The organism is Shewanella sp. Choline-02u-19, assembly GCF_002836205.1.
Taxonomy (GTDB): Bacteria; Pseudomonadota; Gammaproteobacteria; order Enterobacterales; family Shewanellaceae; genus Shewanella.
In genome coordinates this window covers 2,565,416-2,582,871 of sequence record NZ_PJBE01000013.1, presented here as the reverse complement: position 1 = coordinate 2,582,871, position 17,456 = coordinate 2,565,416, and the positions used below count along the sequence as shown (strand labels likewise).

The 17,456-nt window shown below is 43.9% G+C and carries 16 protein-coding genes and 1 other annotated feature; of the genes, 12 read left to right on the top strand and 4 right to left on the bottom strand.

Annotation, left to right across the window (positions count from 1 at the left end; translation table 11 throughout):
- Window positions 1–26 precede the first annotated feature (26 nt).
- Together CXF83_RS17890 and CXF83_RS17885 are read right to left on the bottom strand one after the other, a co-directional pair.
- On the bottom strand, window positions 27–1,301 hold the full coding sequence (locus CXF83_RS17890; protein WP_101090475.1) for an HlyC/CorC family transporter: 1,275 nt from the start codon (window positions 1,299–1,301) through the stop codon (window positions 27–29).
- A 122-nt stretch (window positions 1,302–1,423) separates the two neighbouring features.
- Window positions 1,424–2,212: a cytochrome C assembly family protein gene (locus tag CXF83_RS17885; protein WP_101090474.1), complete on the bottom strand. Its 789-nt coding sequence runs from the start codon at window positions 2,210–2,212 to the stop codon at window positions 1,424–1,426.
- Window positions 2,213–2,617: 405 nt separating this feature from the next.
- Between CXF83_RS17885 and ffh the strand changes: the two genes are divergently transcribed.
- The 11 genes from ffh (at window position 2,618) to CXF83_RS17830 (ending at window position 13,758) form a co-directional block, all read left to right on the top strand.
- Complete coding sequence (ffh, locus tag CXF83_RS17880; protein ID WP_101090473.1) at window positions 2,618–3,991, top strand: signal recognition particle protein; 1,374 nt, start codon at window positions 2,618–2,620, stop codon at window positions 3,989–3,991.
- A 218-nt stretch (window positions 3,992–4,209) separates the two neighbouring features.
- A complete protein-coding gene (gene rpsP / locus CXF83_RS17875; protein ID WP_101090472.1) occupies window positions 4,210–4,461 on the top strand; it encodes a 30S ribosomal protein S16 in 252 nt (83 codons plus the stop codon).
- Between the two features lie 20 nt (window positions 4,462–4,481).
- A complete protein-coding gene (gene rimM, locus CXF83_RS17870) occupies window positions 4,482–5,012 on the top strand; it encodes a ribosome maturation factor RimM (protein ID WP_101090471.1) in 531 nt (176 codons plus the stop codon).
- A gap of 15 nt (window positions 5,013–5,027) precedes the next feature.
- Window positions 5,028–5,774 (top strand): tRNA (guanosine(37)-N1)-methyltransferase TrmD, encoded by a 747-nt coding sequence (gene trmD, locus CXF83_RS17865; protein WP_101090470.1) that lies wholly within the window; start codon window positions 5,028–5,030, stop codon window positions 5,772–5,774.
- 36 nt (window positions 5,775–5,810) lie between these two features.
- The gene (gene rplS, locus CXF83_RS17860; protein ID WP_101090469.1) at window positions 5,811–6,164 is read left to right on the top strand and encodes a 50S ribosomal protein L19; all 354 of its coding nucleotides are present in this window, start codon (window positions 5,811–5,813) and stop codon (window positions 6,162–6,164) included.
- Window positions 6,165–6,554: 390 nt separating this feature from the next.
- Complete coding sequence (locus CXF83_RS17855; RefSeq protein ID WP_101090468.1) at window positions 6,555–7,646, top strand: 3-deoxy-7-phosphoheptulonate synthase; 1,092 nt, start codon at window positions 6,555–6,557, stop codon at window positions 7,644–7,646.
- A gap of 14 nt (window positions 7,647–7,660) precedes the next feature.
- A complete protein-coding gene (gene tyrA, locus CXF83_RS17850; RefSeq protein WP_101090467.1) occupies window positions 7,661–8,800 on the top strand; it encodes a bifunctional chorismate mutase/prephenate dehydrogenase in 1,140 nt (379 codons plus the stop codon).
- Between the two features lie 293 nt (window positions 8,801–9,093).
- Entirely contained in the window at window positions 9,094–10,758 is a 1,665-nt protein-coding gene (gene hcp, locus CXF83_RS17845) for a hydroxylamine reductase (RefSeq protein WP_101090466.1), read from the top strand.
- A gap of 95 nt (window positions 10,759–10,853) precedes the next feature.
- On the top strand, window positions 10,854–11,951 hold the full coding sequence (locus CXF83_RS17840; RefSeq protein ID WP_101090465.1) for a hybrid-cluster NAD(P)-dependent oxidoreductase: 1,098 nt from the start codon (window positions 10,854–10,856) through the stop codon (window positions 11,949–11,951).
- Between the two features lie 137 nt (window positions 11,952–12,088).
- Window positions 12,089–12,427: a hypothetical protein gene (locus tag CXF83_RS17835; protein ID WP_101090464.1), complete on the top strand. Its 339-nt coding sequence runs from the start codon at window positions 12,089–12,091 to the stop codon at window positions 12,425–12,427.
- Between the two features lie 44 nt (window positions 12,428–12,471).
- A complete protein-coding gene (locus tag CXF83_RS17830; protein WP_101090463.1) occupies window positions 12,472–13,758 on the top strand; it encodes a cation:proton antiporter in 1,287 nt (428 codons plus the stop codon).
- 81 nt (window positions 13,759–13,839) lie between these two features.
- Here the strand turns inward: CXF83_RS17830 and pheA are convergent, their stop codons facing one another.
- Together pheA and hpf are read right to left on the bottom strand one after the other, a co-directional pair.
- Window positions 13,840–15,816, bottom strand: coding sequence for a prephenate dehydratase (gene pheA / locus CXF83_RS17825; protein WP_101090462.1), 1,977 nt, complete (start codon window positions 15,814–15,816; stop codon window positions 13,840–13,842).
- A gap of 33 nt (window positions 15,817–15,849) precedes the next feature.
- Window positions 15,850–15,970 (bottom strand) — a sequence feature (Phe leader region).
- Window positions 15,971–16,087: 117 nt separating this feature from the next.
- Complete coding sequence (gene hpf, locus CXF83_RS17815; RefSeq protein WP_101090461.1) at window positions 16,088–16,450, bottom strand: ribosome hibernation-promoting factor, HPF/YfiA family; 363 nt, start codon at window positions 16,448–16,450, stop codon at window positions 16,088–16,090.
- A 308-nt stretch (window positions 16,451–16,758) separates the two neighbouring features.
- Between hpf and CXF83_RS17810 the strand changes: the two genes are divergently transcribed.
- Window positions 16,759–17,436, top strand: a complete 678-nt coding sequence (locus CXF83_RS17810; protein ID WP_101090460.1) for a cytochrome b/b6 domain-containing protein — start codon at window positions 16,759–16,761, stop codon at window positions 17,434–17,436.
- Window positions 17,437–17,456 lie beyond the last annotated feature (20 nt).

The following is a 17,456-nucleotide window of genomic DNA, read 5'->3' as shown; positions in this document are numbered from 1 at the left end:
TTAGCGTTTTTAGGGGGATTTAGTGGTTAATGTTTGGGTTGCTCATAATGCTGAGGTAGCACCCGCACTGTCTTGACCATGTTATCACCCAGTTTGATGACTTCAATGGGGTAGCCAGCAATACGCATGCTGGTTTTTACTGTTGGGATCTCTTCAAGATGCTCTAATATCAAACCATTGAGGGTTTTAGGGCCGTCAATCGGAAAGTGCCATTCCATCTCTTTATTCAATTCACGGATGTTGATGGTGGCTTCAATAAGAAAACTGCCATCTTGTTGTTCGCAAATATCTTCACTCGGGGTGGCAAGCATCGATGTGGTGTAGTCACCTACAATCTCTTCGAGAATATCCTCTAAAGTAACGAGTCCTTGAATGTCGCCATACTCATCAACGACGAGACCAATACGTTCTTTGTTTTGCTGAAAGTTGCTCAGTTGTACGTTGAGGGGGGTGCCTTCAGGAATAAAGTACAACTCTTTTACGGCGCGCAGTAATGAAGATTTGCTGAACTGCTCTTTAGACTGCAATCGTAATGCATCACGCAAATGAACAAAGCCGACAGCGTCATCGACTGTGTCGCGGTAGAGTAGAACGCGAGTATGTGGGCTCTGAATGACCTGCTTATTAATGCTCTTAAATTCGTCATTGATGTTGATGGCATATAAGTCTGAGCGCGGCACCATGACATCTTCTACCGTCACCTTCTCTAAATCCATGATCGACAATAGCATCTCTTGATGTCGCCTTGGGATCAATGCACCAGCTTCGTGCACAACAGTGCGCAGCTCTTCTTGGCTTAATGCGTCTGAGGTTTTTGTCGAGTTGATGCCCGCGAGTTTGAGCACTCCAGAGGTGATGCCATTAACGATTTTTACAAATGGTGACAGCACGATGAGTAAGAACTGTAATATAAAGCTTGATGGAAAAGCGATACGTTCTGGGTGCAATGCAGCAAATGTTTTGGGGGTGACTTCGGCAAAAACCAGTACCACTAATGTTAATACACCGGTAGAGATGGCAATACCAACATCACCAAATAGGCGGAGGCCTATAATCGTTGCAATGGATGAGGCTAGGATATTGACGAGGTTGTTGCCAATGAGAATAAGGCCAATCAGCCGATCCGGCCGCTCCAACAGCTTAGTGGCTCGAATCGCCCCTTTATGGCCGCTAGATGCTAGATGGCGTAGACGATATCGGTTTAAGGTCATCATCGCGGTTTCAGACCCTGAGAAATAGGCTGAAAGTAGAATTAAGACGCACAGAACAGACAATAGTACGCCAGTGGATATTTCGTCCAAAAGTTGGAGCTCCGCAGTGGATAAATAAAAGCTGTAAAAATTAGTAATTACAGATATTTCGAAAGCATGTCAAGTTTGGCTCAATGCTGAACTGATTGAGCCAAAGTTGACTAAGATGAGAATTAGCTGAGGATTAACTCTTTAACGATGCGGGCACCAAAGTACGCGAGCGTCAACAACACTCCCCCTGTTAGGGTATAGGCAACGGCAGTTCTAATTTTACAACCCACCCAATATTGCTGGGCTAACATACCAATGTAGACGCACCAAGCCAGGATAGACAGAATCGCTTTGTGACCTTTGCCTTCTTCAAACATATCATCGAGGAAGATAAAACCAGTCGCAAGCGCTAAGCTCAATAAAATTACGCCGACAATAACAAGATGATACAGCTGTTTTTCAACGGTCATCAGAGGCGGCATTGTTGATGTCATAATGAGCTTTTTATTCTTGAGTCGACGCTGAATAATCGCTAACTGGATGGCATATAACGCCGCAATCATTAAGGCACTGTAGGCCATTAATGACAGCACTACGTGCACGAGTACATCTGGGTGGATGTCAAAGTGCGTAATATACTCTGGTGGTACTAGCCATAAAAGGGCAACCGAGATCACCGAACAAGCATATACCACAGGCACAACGACGATGACTTTAAGACGGAACATTAAGACGGTGAAACTAAAGGCGATGATCCAATTCACCATTGAGATGACATTGGTCAGGCTAAAGTTTTGTCCGTTACCCGTAAAAATAGCTTGCGATAGCGCTGCCGCGTGTAAAACAACACCAATGGCTGCGACACCCGCAACTAATTTTCGGTTGGGTCCGTCTGCGTGAAAAAGACGAGTCGCGACGAGTATCAAAGCAATACTGTAAAAAAACATGGCTGACGCTGAAAAAATAACCATTGAGTATTAACCTATTGTTTTGTTGACTATTGTTTTATTAACTTGTTGGCTGAACCAAAAAGTTAAAGCAGACTAAACGACATTTATATTAACCTGATTCATGCAGAAGTTAAATTACTGAATCACAAATCGTAACGCGCTGTGTTTCCATTCTAAACGCACTCGGTTTTAATCACGGAAATCGCGTACAACGCTAGCCATTAGAGTAACATGAGCTCGGGTTAGTGGGCAGTGGCATTCGGTGCATAATTGAGTGGATTATATGTCTTAGGTCGGTTTTTTCGCAAAATGTTGCCTCTAGGGGCAAATGTAAACCAAGTTACTTGGTGCATTGAGTAGCATAATATCTGGGCATCGCTATAATACGGGCCATCAATATCAATTTTAAACGGTAAGAACTGGATAATGTTTGAGAACTTAACTGACAGACTGTCACGTACGCTGAAAAATATCAGCGGCCGTGGTCGCTTAACGGAAGAGAACGTTAAGGAAACCTTGCGCGAAGTTCGCATGGCGCTACTTGAGGCCGACGTTGCCTTACCAGTTGTACGTGACTTTGTTAATAGCGTAAAAGAGCGCGCTGTCGGACAAGAGGTATCCAAAAGCCTAAGTCCCGGCCAGGCGTTTATTAAGATTGTTCAAAGTGAGCTAGAAAATTCGATGGGTGAAGCTAATGAAGCTTTGAACCTGTCAGCTCAACCGCCAGCAGTGATAATGATGGCCGGCCTGCAAGGTGCGGGTAAAACCACCAGTGTCGCGAAACTTTCTAAGTTCTTACGCGAGCGCGAAAAGAAATCTGTTCTGGTTGTGAGTGCCGATGTATATCGTCCTGCTGCAATCAAGCAGCTCGAAACGTTAGCGGCAGAAGTGGAAGTCGAGTTCTTCCCATCAGATGTCAGCCAAAAACCGGTTGATATTGCTAAAGCAGCCATTGCGCACGCTAAGCTTAAGTTCATTGATGTTGTTATTGTCGATACTGCAGGTCGTTTGCATGTTGATGAAGCCATGATGGATGAGATTAAAGAGCTTCACGCTACCGTTAATCCAGTCGAAACCTTGTTTGTGGTTGATGCCATGACAGGTCAAGATGCGGCAACTACGGCCAAAGCCTTTAACGAAGCATTGCCTCTTACGGGTGTCGTATTGACCAAGGTTGATGGTGATGCACGAGGCGGTGCTGCACTGTCGATTCGCCATATTACCGGTAAGCCAATTAAGTTCTTGGGTGTGGGTGAGAAAACCGACGCACTAGAAGCTTTCCATCCTGACAGAATTGCTTCACGTATTCTTGGTATGGGCGATGTATTGTCGCTTATAGAAGAAGTTGAGCGCGGTGTCGACCAAGACAAGGCGATGAAGCTTGCGGCAAAAGTAAAGAAAGGCGGTAACTTCGATCTAGAAGATTTCCGCGAACAGCTGCTGCAAATGAAGAACATGGGCGGCATGATGAACATGATTGAGAAGCTTCCTGGCGTGGGTCAGTTACCACCAGAAGCGCTTGCTCAAGTTCAAGACGGTAAAATGACCGGCCAAATGGAAGCCATTATTAATTCAATGACGAAAGGTGAGCGTCAGCGCCCTGATATTATTAAGGGTTCACGTAAACGCCGCATTGCGATGGGTTCTGGTACACAAATTCAAGACGTAAACCGTTTGCTTAAACAGTTTACGCAAATGCAGAAAATGATGAAGAAAATGTCGGCTAAAGGCGGCATGAAAAAGATGATGCGCGGTATGAGCGGTATGTTACCACCGGGCATGAAAATGCCTGGACGCTAGTCTATTATTAATTGTTCCGTATCTAATTTTACAGGCTAGGGTGAGTTTTCATTCTAGCCTGTGAATCGTTTTTGGCGTAATAAACGTCGATTACGGTTGCATTCGCTGGTCAGTCAGGTAATATCTGCCAGCTTTCTATCTGGGGCTCTCCGCGAACACGGAGTTTCAGTTTTTATTTTTGCTTGATAAAAAGCAAATCATTAGAGGATACAAAACGCATGGTTACCATTCGTTTAGCTCGTGGCGGCGCAAAAAAGCGTCCATTTTATAACATCGTTGTTGCTGACAGCCGTAACGCCCGTGACGGTCGTTTCATTGAGCGTGTTGGCTTTTTTAACCCATTAGCTCGTGGCCAAGAAGAAGCTTTACGCTTAGATCTTGACCGTGTTGAGCATTGGGTTGCTAACGGTGCTGCTACATCTGATCGTGTAGCAAAATTGATCAAAGACGCTCGTAAAGCAGCTGCTTAATAGCGTTAAGGTATAGATTGATGAGCAGTAAACAAGAACCCGTCGTACTTGGTAAATTAGGTTCAAGTCATGGCATTAAAGGTTGGTTGAAGATCACTACCTATACCGATTCTGTTGAAGGTATTTTTGATTATTCTCCTTGGTTGTTAAAAGAGCAAGGTGAATGGCGCGAGGTTAAAGTCCTCCAGTGGCGCATGCAAGGTAAAGCGGTTGTCGCTTGTCTTGAAGGCGTAGAAACACGGGATCAGGCTCAGGCACTTACAAATTGTGAGATTGCCGTACCCGCTGAACAGATGAACGTTTTGCCAGAAGATGAATTCTACTGGCGAGATCTTATCGGATGTGAAGTGGTTAATACCAAAGGCTATAACATGGGTAAAGTGCAGGAGATCGTGGAAACAGGATCAAATGACGTACTTCTTGTTAAGGCTAACGCGAAAGATGGCTTTGGCAAAGCGGAACGAATGGTTCCCTTTGTTACCGAACAGTTCATCCTAAAGGTGGATTTGACGGCAAAACAGATTTTAGTGGATTGGGATCCGGACTTTTAAGTCGAGGTACAGCAGATGTGGTTAGGGGTAGTAACCCTGTTTCCGGAGATGTTTCGTGCCGTAACAGACTTTGGCGTAACGGGTCGTGCAGTTAGCAAGGGTTTGCTAGAGATGCAAACGTGGAATCCTCGTGATTTCACCCATGATAAACATAATACAGTGGATGACCGCCCATACGGTGGTGGCCCTGGCATGTTAATGATGGTGCAACCTCTACGCGATGCCATCCATGCAGCAAAAGCTGCAGCTGGAAAAGAGGCAAAGGTGATCTACCTTTCTCCTCAAGGCCGTAAGCTTACACAGCAAGGCGTTGAAGAGTTAGCAAAGTCATCCAGTTTGATTTTAGTGTGTGGACGATACGAAGGTGTCGATGAACGCATTATTCAAACTGAAGTGGATGAAGAGTGGTCGATTGGAGATTACGTGCTTTCGGGCGGTGAAATACCAGCGATGACTTTGATTGATTCAGTATCAAGGCTGGTTCCTGGCGTGCTAGGAAAAAAGGCTTCGGCAGAGCAGGATTCCTTCTCTGACGGTTTACTGGATTGTCCCCACTATACGCGTCCTGAAAGTATGGATGGTCTGGATGTTCCAGCCGTATTGTTAAGTGGAAACCACGAACATATTAGACGCTGGCGTCTGCAACAAAGTCTCAGTAGAACTTTGTTAAGACGACCAGAATTACTTGAAAATCTAGCTCTGACTGGCGAACAAAAGCAGCTTTTAGCTGAATTTGTAGACAGCATCAAACAAGATGATTAGTCGAAGCGCAGTTATTACTAGAATGGAGTTTATTTAATGAATAACATCATCAAAATGCTCAACGAAGAGCAAATGAAAACCGACGTACCAGAATTTGGTGCCGGTGATACAGTAGTTGTTAAAGTACGTGTTGTAGAAGGCGGTAAAGAGCGTCTACAGGCGTTCGAAGGCGTTGTAATCGCTAAGCGTAATCGCGGCGTTCACTCTGCATTCACAGTACGTAAAATCTCTAATGGTGAAGGTGTTGAGCGTGCGTTCCAGACTCACAGCCCAATCATCTCTAGCATCGAAGTTAAGCGTCGCGGCCGTGTTCGTCGTGCTAAGCTTTACTATCTACGTGAACGTTCAGGTAAGTCTGCACGTATCCGTGAGAAGCTCGGAACTAAGTAATTTAGTCCCTAGTTATAAAAAAGATGCAGTGTTCGCACGAGAGACCGCCTATATGGCGGTTTTTTGTGAGCTGCGATTCAGTAAAAAGTCACTTTAGTTTACCTATTACACTTCATCTCCTACTCGCAAAAATCTCTCTTCATATACTTGCACCTAGATTCCTCAGCTAATCTGTTTAATTAATTGAGCTTAGTAAAACCGGCTGTAAGCACAAAATTATTCATTTACTGCACTTGCTACTTGATCTTAATCAGACGGACAGGCATAGTGCTCTCAAGGTGTAATGGTGTAGCATTACGCAATTACGTATAATTTAGTAAGATTAACTGTTAATTGAGGCGACAATGCCGCAAATTATTAGCCAGTTAACACTTAAATCAGGTGATAAGCATGCAGCAAGATACGATAAATAATATCCATATTAGTTCAGAGAAAGTGTTGGTGACTCCAGAGGAGTTAAAGCGCGATCTCCCCTTGTCTGCTCATGCTAGCCAATATGTCCTTAAGGCCCGTAAAACGGTATCTGACATCGTGCATAAGCGAGATAATCGAGTCTTGGTGATCTCCGGACCTTGCTCTATTCACGATATCGATGCTGCCAAAGAGTACGCACTTAAGCTGAAAAAGCTACATGATGCGTTAGGCGACCAATTCTATGTGTTGATGCGCGTTTACTTCGAAAAGCCGCGTACTACCGTGGGCTGGAAAGGCATGATTAACGACCCTGATATGAATGAGTCGTTTAACGTTGATAAAGGATTACGTAAGGCACGCGAATTGATGATTTGGCTGGCTGAGCTTGGACTTCCTGTCGCCACTGAAGCGCTTGATCCCATTAGTCCACAGTACATGTCGGAACTGATCACTTGGTCAGCGATTGGAGCTCGTACCACTGAATCGCAGACTCACCGCGAGATGGCATCAGGACTCTCTATGCCTGTCGGCTTTAAAAATGGTACTGACGGAAAACTTGGAGTAGCAATCAATGCGCTTGAATCTGCTGCGAGTAGCCATCGTTTTATGGGGATTAACCAAAAAGGTCAAGTTGCCTTACTGCAAACGGCTGGCAATCCAGACGGTCATGTGATTTTACGCGGGGGTAAAGCGCCAAATTACGATGCGGATAGCGTCGCTGAGTGTGAGAAGCAACTGCATGCCGCTAAATTGAACGCGCGCCTAATTGTGGATTGCAGTCATGGTAATTCATCAAAAGATCACAACAAGCAAGTTCCTGTGTGTGAAGATGTGTTCCGCCAAATCGTTAATGGTAACCAGTCTATTATTGGGGTGATGCTAGAGAGTCACCTTAATGCGGGTAAGCAAAGCAGCAACTTACCGTTAAACGAATTAGCTTATGGTGTCTCGGTGACAGATGCTTGTATCGATTGGCAATCAACAGAAGCATTATTACGCACTGGCGCTGCAGACTTAGCTTCAGTATTACCAACAAGGTTTGATATGCTGAACGTTGCGAACGGCTGATGGAAGAGAGAGTGATGAACGAGAAGACCACTGCAGAGCTTGAAAACCTGCGAGACTTAATTGATGGCGTTGACCAACAATTACTCCACCTGCTGAGAAAACGGTTAGATCTAGTGGCACAAGTGGGTGCTGTTAAGCACGGTGCTGGCCTCCCGATTTATGCTCCTCAACGTGAAGCGTCAATGCTGGCAAAGCGTCGCGGCGAAGCAAAAGCGATAAATGTAGAGCCACAGTTAATTGAAGATATTTTAAGGCGTCTAATGCGCGAGTCTTATCTTAACGAGAAGGACGTTGGATTTAAGCAGGTTAATCCTGATCTCGGCCATGTGGTGATTGTTGGCGGTGAAGGCAAGCTGGGCGGCTTATTTTCGCAAATGCTGACCCTGTCAGGATATGAAGTTAAATCTTTAGATAAAGATGATTGGGTTAATAGTCAGACGATTTTTGACGGAGCAGGGCTGGTTATTGTGACTGTGCCGATTAACATCACTTGTGAGTTGATTGCCAGCAAACTAACGCAATTACCAAGCCACTGTATTCTTGCTGACTTAACCTCGATTAAAACCGCACCTGTTGAAGCCATGTTAGCAGCGCACTCAGGCCCTGTTTTAGGCTTGCACCCGATGTTTGGGCCTGATGTGGGCAGTTTAGCAAAGCAGGTGGTCGTGGTGTGTCATGGCCGTGACCAATCTCAATACCAATGGTTGATCGAGCAGATTGAGATCTGGGGTGCGCGTATCGTTGAAGCCGAACCAGAGAAGCATGATAAAGCGATGCAACTCGTGCAGGCAATGCGACACTTCTCCTCTTTTGTTTACGGGCTTAACCTCTATAAAGAGGAGGCTGATATTGAATCTCTGCTGCAGTTTAGCTCACCAATATACCGTCTAGAGCTGGCTATGGTAGGGCGTTTATTTGCCCAGAGTCCTGAATTATATGCAGATATTATTTTTGCTCAAGAGGACAGTTTGGTGGCGATTAGCGATTACCTCGAAAACTACTCTCAAGCCTTGTCGGTATTAAAGTCAGGTAACCGAGAAGCGTTTGTTAAACAGTTCGAACAAGTGGCGCAGTGGTTTGGTGATTTTGCACCACAGTTCCAAAGAGAAAGTAGAGCGATGTTGCAATCGGTCAATGATATGAAAACCGATTAGGGTGATTTGAGCGGATGTCATATCAATATTAAAGGAGCTTAGGCTCCTTTTTTATGGTCAAAACCACCCCAAAAGCCAATGAGAATAAATAGCATTATCAGTGCGATTTTTAGTCCGTATCAATATCCTGCACATTTTGACCAATTAGTTAAAATTAGCGACAGCTTAAGGTGATCTCATTCATAGTTTTAACCATTAACCATAGAAAGTACTTTTGCAATTTCTTAATCGGCGTACACTAATTTCAAAAGATGCAATCTAAATGCATGTATTAGGTATTAGGAGTAAACGTCGTGTTTTGTATTCAATGTGAGCAAACAATTAGAACGCCTGCGGGCAATGGCTGTAGTTACACTCAAGGTATGTGTGGCAAGTCGTCAGATACATCTGATCTACAAGATCTTCTAATCTACATTCTTCAAGGCGTGTCAGCATATGCTGTACGTGCTCGTGAAGTCGGTGTTATCGATCACGAAATCGATACGTTTGTACCTAAGGCGTTTTTTGCAACGCTAACTAACGTTAACTTCGATGATGACCGTATTATTGGATACACCACGCAAGCAAACGCTTTCCGTAGCCGTTTACAAACAGCTTATGAAACTAAATGTGCTGAACTGAATATTGAAGCTAAAGCGCCAACGGCAACGATGCAGCTAGTATTAGGTGCTACTAAGCCAGAGATGCTATCTCAAGCTTCACAAGCTGCGCCTAACCGTGGAAAAGACGAAGTTCATGAAGACATCATGGGACTACGTTTACTTTGTTTATATGGCCTTAAAGGCGCTGCTGCATATATGGAGCATGCTCGAGTACTTGACCAAACCAACGATGAAGTTGCTGGTGAGTTCCACGAGATTATGGCATTCCTAGGTGAAGATTCTGTTGATGGTGACAAGCTGTTTGACACTGCAATGCAGATTGGTCAACTTAACTATCGCGTAATGGCGATGTTAGATGAAGGCGAAACTCACTCATTTGGTCATCCAGAGCCAACTCAAGTGAACACCAAATCTATAAAAGGTAAGGCTATCTTAGTGTCGGGTCATGACATGAAAGATCTAGAGCTTATCTTGCAACAAACTGAAGGTAAAGGCATTAACGTATTCACACACGGTGAAATGTTGCCTGCACTTGCTTACCCAGAACTTAAGAAATTCCCACACCTTGTCGGTAACTACGGCAGTGCATGGCAGAACCAGCAAAAAGAATTTTCAAACTTCCCTGGTGCTGTCGTAATGACGTCTAACTGCATAATCGATCCTAATGTGGGCGATTATTCAGACCGAATCTTCACCCGTAGCATTGTGGGTTGGCCTGGTGTTAGTCATATTGTTGGTGACGATTTTAGTGCTGTTATTGCTAAAGCTGAGTCTTTAGAAGGCTTCGCCTATGATGAGATCCCCCATCTAATCACTATAGGTTTCGCTCGTAACGCACTTATGGCTGCAGCGCCTACAGTGATTGAGAATGTTAAGAGTGGTGCTATTAAGCATTTCTTCTTAGTCGGCGGTTGTGACGGCGACAAAGAAGAGCGTGGATACTTTACTGATATCGCGACTCAAGCGCCGGCTGATTCAGTCATCCTGACGCTAGGTTGTGGTAAGTATAAGTTCAACAAACTTGAGTTTGGTGACATCAACGGTATCCCACGTCTATTGGACGTTGGCCAGTGTAACGATGCTTACTCGGCTATCCAACTTGCGATTGCGTTGTCTGAAGCATTTGAATGCGATATCAATGAATTGCCATTGACGCTAGTACTGTCTTGGTTTGAGCAAAAAGCGATTGTAGTGCTGCTTACTCTACTTTCACTGGGTGTAAAGGACATTTTGACTGGCCCTACAGCGCCAGCGTTCCTAACCGCAAACTTGGCTAATGTATTAGAAGAGAAGTTTGGACTGCGTACAACGACAACAGTTGAAGCGGATCTTAATCGCATTCTAAACGTAGCTTAAACGCCTGTTTAGTTGGTGATGAGTAAGTAATAATGGCCACTCATATGTGGCCATTTTTATGTCAGAAATATTTTTAACATCTAGGTTAGAGTTATATGGCTAATAATATAAATGTGCCGGCGACAGAGCAGTTTGAAGCTAAGCAGTGGCAAGCAGGCGAGCATCAGTTAGTGTGTGTTGAAAAGTGGAACGAGACTCACGATGTCGTTAGTTTTCGCTTTCAAGGTATCAAGCCGGTAAAGTTCCACTTTAAACCAGGACAATTTTTAACATTATTATTAGAGATTGATGGCGAGAAAATTGGTCGTAGCTATACGATAAGCTCATCACCTTCACGTCCATTTTCTGTGGTGCTGACGATCAAGCAGATCGATGGCGGCAAAGTGTCCAATTACTTGGCTAATAATTTAGACATTGGCCATGTTGTGCGTGCACTTGGGCCTGATGGCGCATTTAATCTTATTGATATCGAAGCTGAAAACTACCTGTTTTTAAGCGCAGGCTGCGGCATTACGCCGATGTACTCGATGTCTCGATGGTTAGCCGATACTCAAATTAGCCCTGATGTTTGTTTTTTACACAGCGCAAAATCAACTCAAGACCTTATTTTTAAAGATTCACTTGAGCAGATTGCCGAGCGCAGTCGTCAATTTAAGCTCAACTATATTTTAGAAAATGTTGACGCTGAGCCTTGTGCCCATGTTGACGCGCTGGCCGGACGATTATCAGCCGATAACTTGCAACGCTTAGTGCCAGATTTTCAATCTAGAACCGTGTTTGTTTGTGGACCAGAGCAATACATGGCGGCGGTAAAAGCCTTGCTTGAATCACTTAATTTTAATATGGCGCAATTTCATCAAGAAAGCTTTGGTTCATTCAAAGGCGACTTAGGCGAGCTAGCAGCAGCAAAAGAGAGCACCTCGAGCGACGATGCGAGTGGCTTTATGCTACGAGTTGGCGATAGAACACGCTCACTTACCAGCGGACAAACAATACTTGATGGCGTTGAAGCTGAGGGACTGCCTATCATTGCGGCTTGTCGCTCTGGTGTTTGCGGTGCTTGTAAATGTAAGGTCGTAGAAGGTGAAACTGAATCTTCTAGCCAAATGTCATTGACGTCAGATGAAATAGCACAAGGTTATGTTCTGGCTTGTTCAACGAAGTTGAAGTCAAATGTGACATTAGAGCTGTAGCTTTAGAGGCTATATTTTTTGTTAATAAATTTGAAATAAATCAGCGTGAAAGTTGCGTAACTCACCATGAGAAAGTAAGGTTAATGACAGGACGTGATGGAATTTGCGCCTGTCTTTTCTTTCTTGGCGGAGTGGCTATGACATCAACAACGCATTCTGAAGCTTTACCTCTAGAAGATAAAAGCCTTGCTCATATGCTGTATGGGCTTATGGCCTGCTTTCCTATTCTGTTACTCCCAGCTGCATTGAGTTTGTTTATTAACTTAAATCAGCGTCAAAACACCCTAAGTTCAGTCCTTGTGTCACATCTTAGATGGCAACGTTGGTCGATTATCTGCATGCTGCTGTTTATGTTAGTCGGCTACTTAAGCAATCAACCTTGGTTAAGTGCCACACTTTATGTCGCTGGTGCGGTTTGGTTTAGTGGTCGTATTTTTAAAGGCTGGCTAAGTTTAATCGAAGGTCGTTGTATTTAGTCCCCTCTTGAACCATTTTTCCGCTTACATTGACGAGTACTGCCGTGACTAGTTACGAAATCCTTTGCCTTTTATCTGCATTGTCATTAGTGGTATCGCTGATCTCTTCACGCTTACACCGCTGGCAAGATACCATCACTATTACAGCACTTGCGCTGCTTCTTAGCCTCCTAATATTGGCCGCAGGTAAGATTTTTGGAGTCTCTGTTTATTCGAGTTTAGTGACAGATCTTGAACAGTTGGACTTTAAAGCATTACTGTTAAACGGAATGTTAGGCTTTTTACTTTTTGCAGGCGCCTTACAAATTAAATTGAATGTGCTCAAACAGCAGAAATGGGAAATATTCATTCTGGCATTTATTGGTACCTTAATATCGACAGTGGTCATTGGCGGCGTGCTGTACATAGTCGCAGGCTTATTAGGTTTACCCCTTGCATTGAGTTATTGCTTGTTATTTGGCGCGCTTATTTCTCCAACAGATCCAATCGCGGTATTAGCCATTATTAAGCAACTCGGCGCTCCAGAAGATATTGCTACCCAAGTTGAAGGTGAGTCATTATTTAATGATGGTATAGGTTTGGTTATCTTTGTTGCTATTTCACAAGTTGCCTTTTCTACTGAACCCTTAACGATGGCGGGTATTACAGGACTGTTTTTGCAGGAAGCGGTTGGTGGGGTACTGTATGGGACTTTGCTGGCGGGCGGATTACATTTAATGTTGAGCTTTGCGGAAGATCGCACGCAGTATTTATTGATGACACTGCTGATCCCTACTGCAGGGTATGTGGTTGCGGATATGATTGGTGTCTCAGGGCCTCTAGCGATGGTAACGGCTGGGATCATCGCGGGCAATATCAGCATACCTAAATTACTAAAAGAGTCCGAATGTGCAACGTTAGGGAGCTTTTGGGGGCTGATTGAATCTTTCTTCAACTCGCTATTATTCTTACTGTTGGGTCTGTTATTGCTGCTGATCAATTTTGACGCCGAACTTTGGTGGTTTATGTTGCTCTCAGTACCTATCGTATTATTAGGGCGTGCAGTCAGTATCTACTTACCCTATTTTGGCTTTCGTCATTTTAAGCGCTACAACTCTTATGCGGAGCGAGTTCTTATTTGGGGAGGGCTGCGGGGCGGTCTAGCCTTAGCGATGGCGATGAGCTTACCGACAGGGATAATGTTAGCCGATGGAAACGCTATCGATTTACGAGACTTATTAATGGTAATGACTTACGCGGTAGTGGTTTTTTCTATCTTGGTACAGGGAACGACAATCCCGAGCTTAATTGATAAGTGTAATGCTGAAGAGGCTGAGAAGGGGGCTGATTAATTAAAATAGCGTTTAATATAGAGTTTGATAACGACCGCCAATTGTTGCTGGCGGCCGCTCTATTAGGCTAATCGCTATAGATTATCGATATAAGTTGTTAAGGAGGTCATTAAGCAATGTTTGTTGCTCTTTACTCGTACCAACTTGTTCTATATTGGCAATATTAACGACGATACCATCACCACCCAATTGCTTAATGGCTTTGGTAAAACTGGGTAATTGTAGCGTATCAACTGCATAGCAAGGGTTGACTAACACTGGTAAGTGACTGGCATTTTTTAGCTCAACCAAGGCGGCTAAATCGAGAGACGGCTTACCTGAATTGTTTAGTGTGCTGACACCCGACTCACACAATACCAGCTGCTGATTCCCTTGACTTAATACCACTTCTGCAGCATTAAGGAAGTCATCGACACTTGCCATGGTGTTACGCTCCAATATCACAGGCAGTAACAGTGAACCCAGTTGAGTTAATATGGCTTGGTTGTACATTTGTGTACCTGACAACATAATCACATCACCCAGCTGTGCAGCAATGGCTAAGTCAGTTTCATGTTCAACCATTAAGATACACACCAGCCCAAACTGATCCAATGTATGTTTGAACTTGTTGAGTGAGGTTAGCAAATCACTTTGCTGGCTCAATCCCTGGATCACAACGGCTTGAAAGCCAGATTCTTTGAGTGCTTTAGCACGCTGCTCAAATTGGCTGATTTCAAACGGCAATTGCAGTTGAGCAATCGCACCGGACTGATCATTGCCGATGCTAAGTTGACCGCAGATTATTTCGGTCGCCGTTGTTTTATAAGCTTTACTGTAACGCTTCTGTTTACTGCTTGCAGAGCTTGGTGTCGTGATTGATTTAGAGGTGATTGGTTCAATCATCAACTGGCTATTGCTTAACTGCGTTGGATTGACCGTTTCGCATGGATAGCAACCTAGCACTTTGATAAATCTTGTGGTTCTTTCTAACTCTTTCAATGCAGCTTGCATAGGTTCACTAGAAAGATTGGCGTCGATATCAAGGTAGAACATCTCCTCCCAAGGAGTACCTGGGATAGGGCGAGATTCAAGCTTACTCATATTCAGATTTCTGGCTTTTAAAACGAGTAGCGCTTCAACCAAGGCACCAGGCTTTTGCCCTGTGGCCATAATGAGTGTGCATTTTGCGGGTAGCTGTTCGGGCACATCAACTGCTTTTCGTGCGACCACAATAAAACGGCTTTGGTTAATTTTTTGATTGGCTAAACCGGTATCGATAGCTTCGAGTTGGTATAACGCGCCGCCTTCACTGCTGCCAATCGCCGCAACACTATTACTCTCTGCGTTGCACACCATCTGCATCGCTTCGGCACTGCTTGAGCAATACTCTAACTTGAAGTCACCATGTTGGCTTAGATATCGACTGCACTGGCTGATCGGTTGTGGGTGAGCATAAACCGTTTTAATATCATTGATATTACTGCCGCTATTAGCCAATAAACAGTGACCCACTTCGATTGTGGTTTCACCGACAATCGCGAGGCTTGTATGTTGCAGTACATCATAAACTTCGTTGATTGAGCCTGATGAGGTGTTTTCAATCGGTAAGAAACCATAATCAGCATGGCCTGATTCAACAGCTTGAACAATCTCATCAAAGCTTTGGCAACCCAAGTCTTGCATTTCGACCTGGCGTCTGTCGCAATAACGGCTGGCGGCTAGGTATGAATAAGAGCCCCGGGCGCCAAGGTAGGCGACACAATACTGCTGTTGCTGTGTTTCAGGGTTCGCACGGCCATGGAGGTAGGCTTGTTGGTTAAGTACAGAGTCTTCAATAATGCTTTGATATAACGAAATCACATAGTGTGCATCTAACCCCTGTTCTCTGCCTTGTTTAACGAGGCGTGCGAGCAGTTCTTTTTCACGGGTGGTATCACGTATAGGCCTTACATCCACTTCTTTACTGCGAGCAACATCTAAACTTAACTCTCGGCGTTTTGCCAATAAAGCCAAAAGGTCATTGTCGAGAGTCGTGATTTGCTCTCGAGTGTGGTTTAAAGGTTGTGGTTTGCTCATTTGGGCCTCTACATCTTATTTAGCGCGCTTAGAATTAAAAAAGCCTCCCATGTGGGAGGCTTTGGAATTTTTACTTTCGTTTTTACACCGAAATTCCGCCTCCGAGGGTGGGGGGCATAAAAAAGAAAGTAAAAAAGGCAGTCTGGATTTTTTTCATAGAATTAAACTAAAGCGGAGTCGGTTTTCTGTCAATCAAAACTTAGTCAATTTGAAAATTTTGTAATAAAAAGCGCACTCGAGGTGCGCTTTTGGACAAAAATTAATAATAATATCAAGCTGCGTATTCCTCCTCATGGCTGTAGTCAAAGCCGTCATCGATCGCATCATCTTCTCTTTTAAGTGTGGCGTGACGTTGGCTTTCTGGTTTATGTGTTAGGCGATTGAGCTGTTTCTCCAGCTTTTGTCCCATTGCAGTGATTGCTGCGTATAGGTCTTCATGTTTCGCCTGGGCAAATAACTTGGCATTTGGAATGCCGACGGTAGCTTCAATCTTAAAACCTTGTTTCTCCTGTATTATGATGACGTGTGGATTAATAAGCTGCACATCATGTCGTGCTAATTTCTCTAGTCTTGCCTCAATACGTTCGCGGATAGATTCAGTAACTTCAAAGTGCTTGCTAGTAATCTTTATCATATTTCGAACCTTTTGTTGTTTCCTTGAATTCAGACTAACAATCTGGCTAATGAAAGTTGTGATCTGAATCACGTTTTGTAGGGTCTCTGAATCTGTTCGCTTTTTATTTGATCACTTAGATAAATATAGTCAATAACTGCTAATATTTCCTTGAAAATACCAAAAAACAAGTTCATATTTGAATGGATAAGGGGCGACTGAATAGGCCCTTTTGTAAAAATCTTAGCGTTAATAACCCCATAGCTCTATCCACATTCCCAATATATAATGCTCACAAAAGACCAATTAATTAGTGAGAGTTATCATTCATGGCGCAAAACATTGTCAAAGTAAAAATATGGGACATTCCAACACGACTCTTTCATTGGGGAATGTTGTGTTTGCTTGGCGGTTTATGGTGGACGGCGGAATCGGGAGAAATGGAGTGGCATCAACTTCTGGCTTACTGCTTAATGATCTTGCTTGGAATGCGATTACTCTGGGGATTTATCGGTAGTGATACCGCTAAGTTTAGCCATTTTGTACACTCTCCTAAAACAGTCTTTAACTATTTGAAGAAAACTAAGCAGCATGGCATATCAGCTTCAATAGGGCATAACCCCATCGGAGGCTATATGGTTGTGGCGCTAATATCTCTAATGTGTCTTCAGTTATTCACTGGATTGTTTGCGACGGATGAAATATTTACAGAGGGTCCTTTGTACTCAACTGTGAGTGGTGATACTAGTTTATGGCTGACGTGGTTACATAAGAAGAATTTTGATTTGATATTAGTCTTGGCTGCTATTCATGTGTTGGCTGTTGGGGTGCATATGTTGAAAGGTGACAAGATCCTTGCAGCGATGTTTAGTGGCTATAAGCGTTTACCAGGAGAGCAAGAGCAGACATTAGCGTTTGCTTCTGTGCTCAAGGCATTTGCTATCGTAATAGTCATTGGCGCGCTAGTGGTTAACTATTTGATGCTACCAATTATCCAGATGCTGTAAACGTCACTGATGGACGAAAG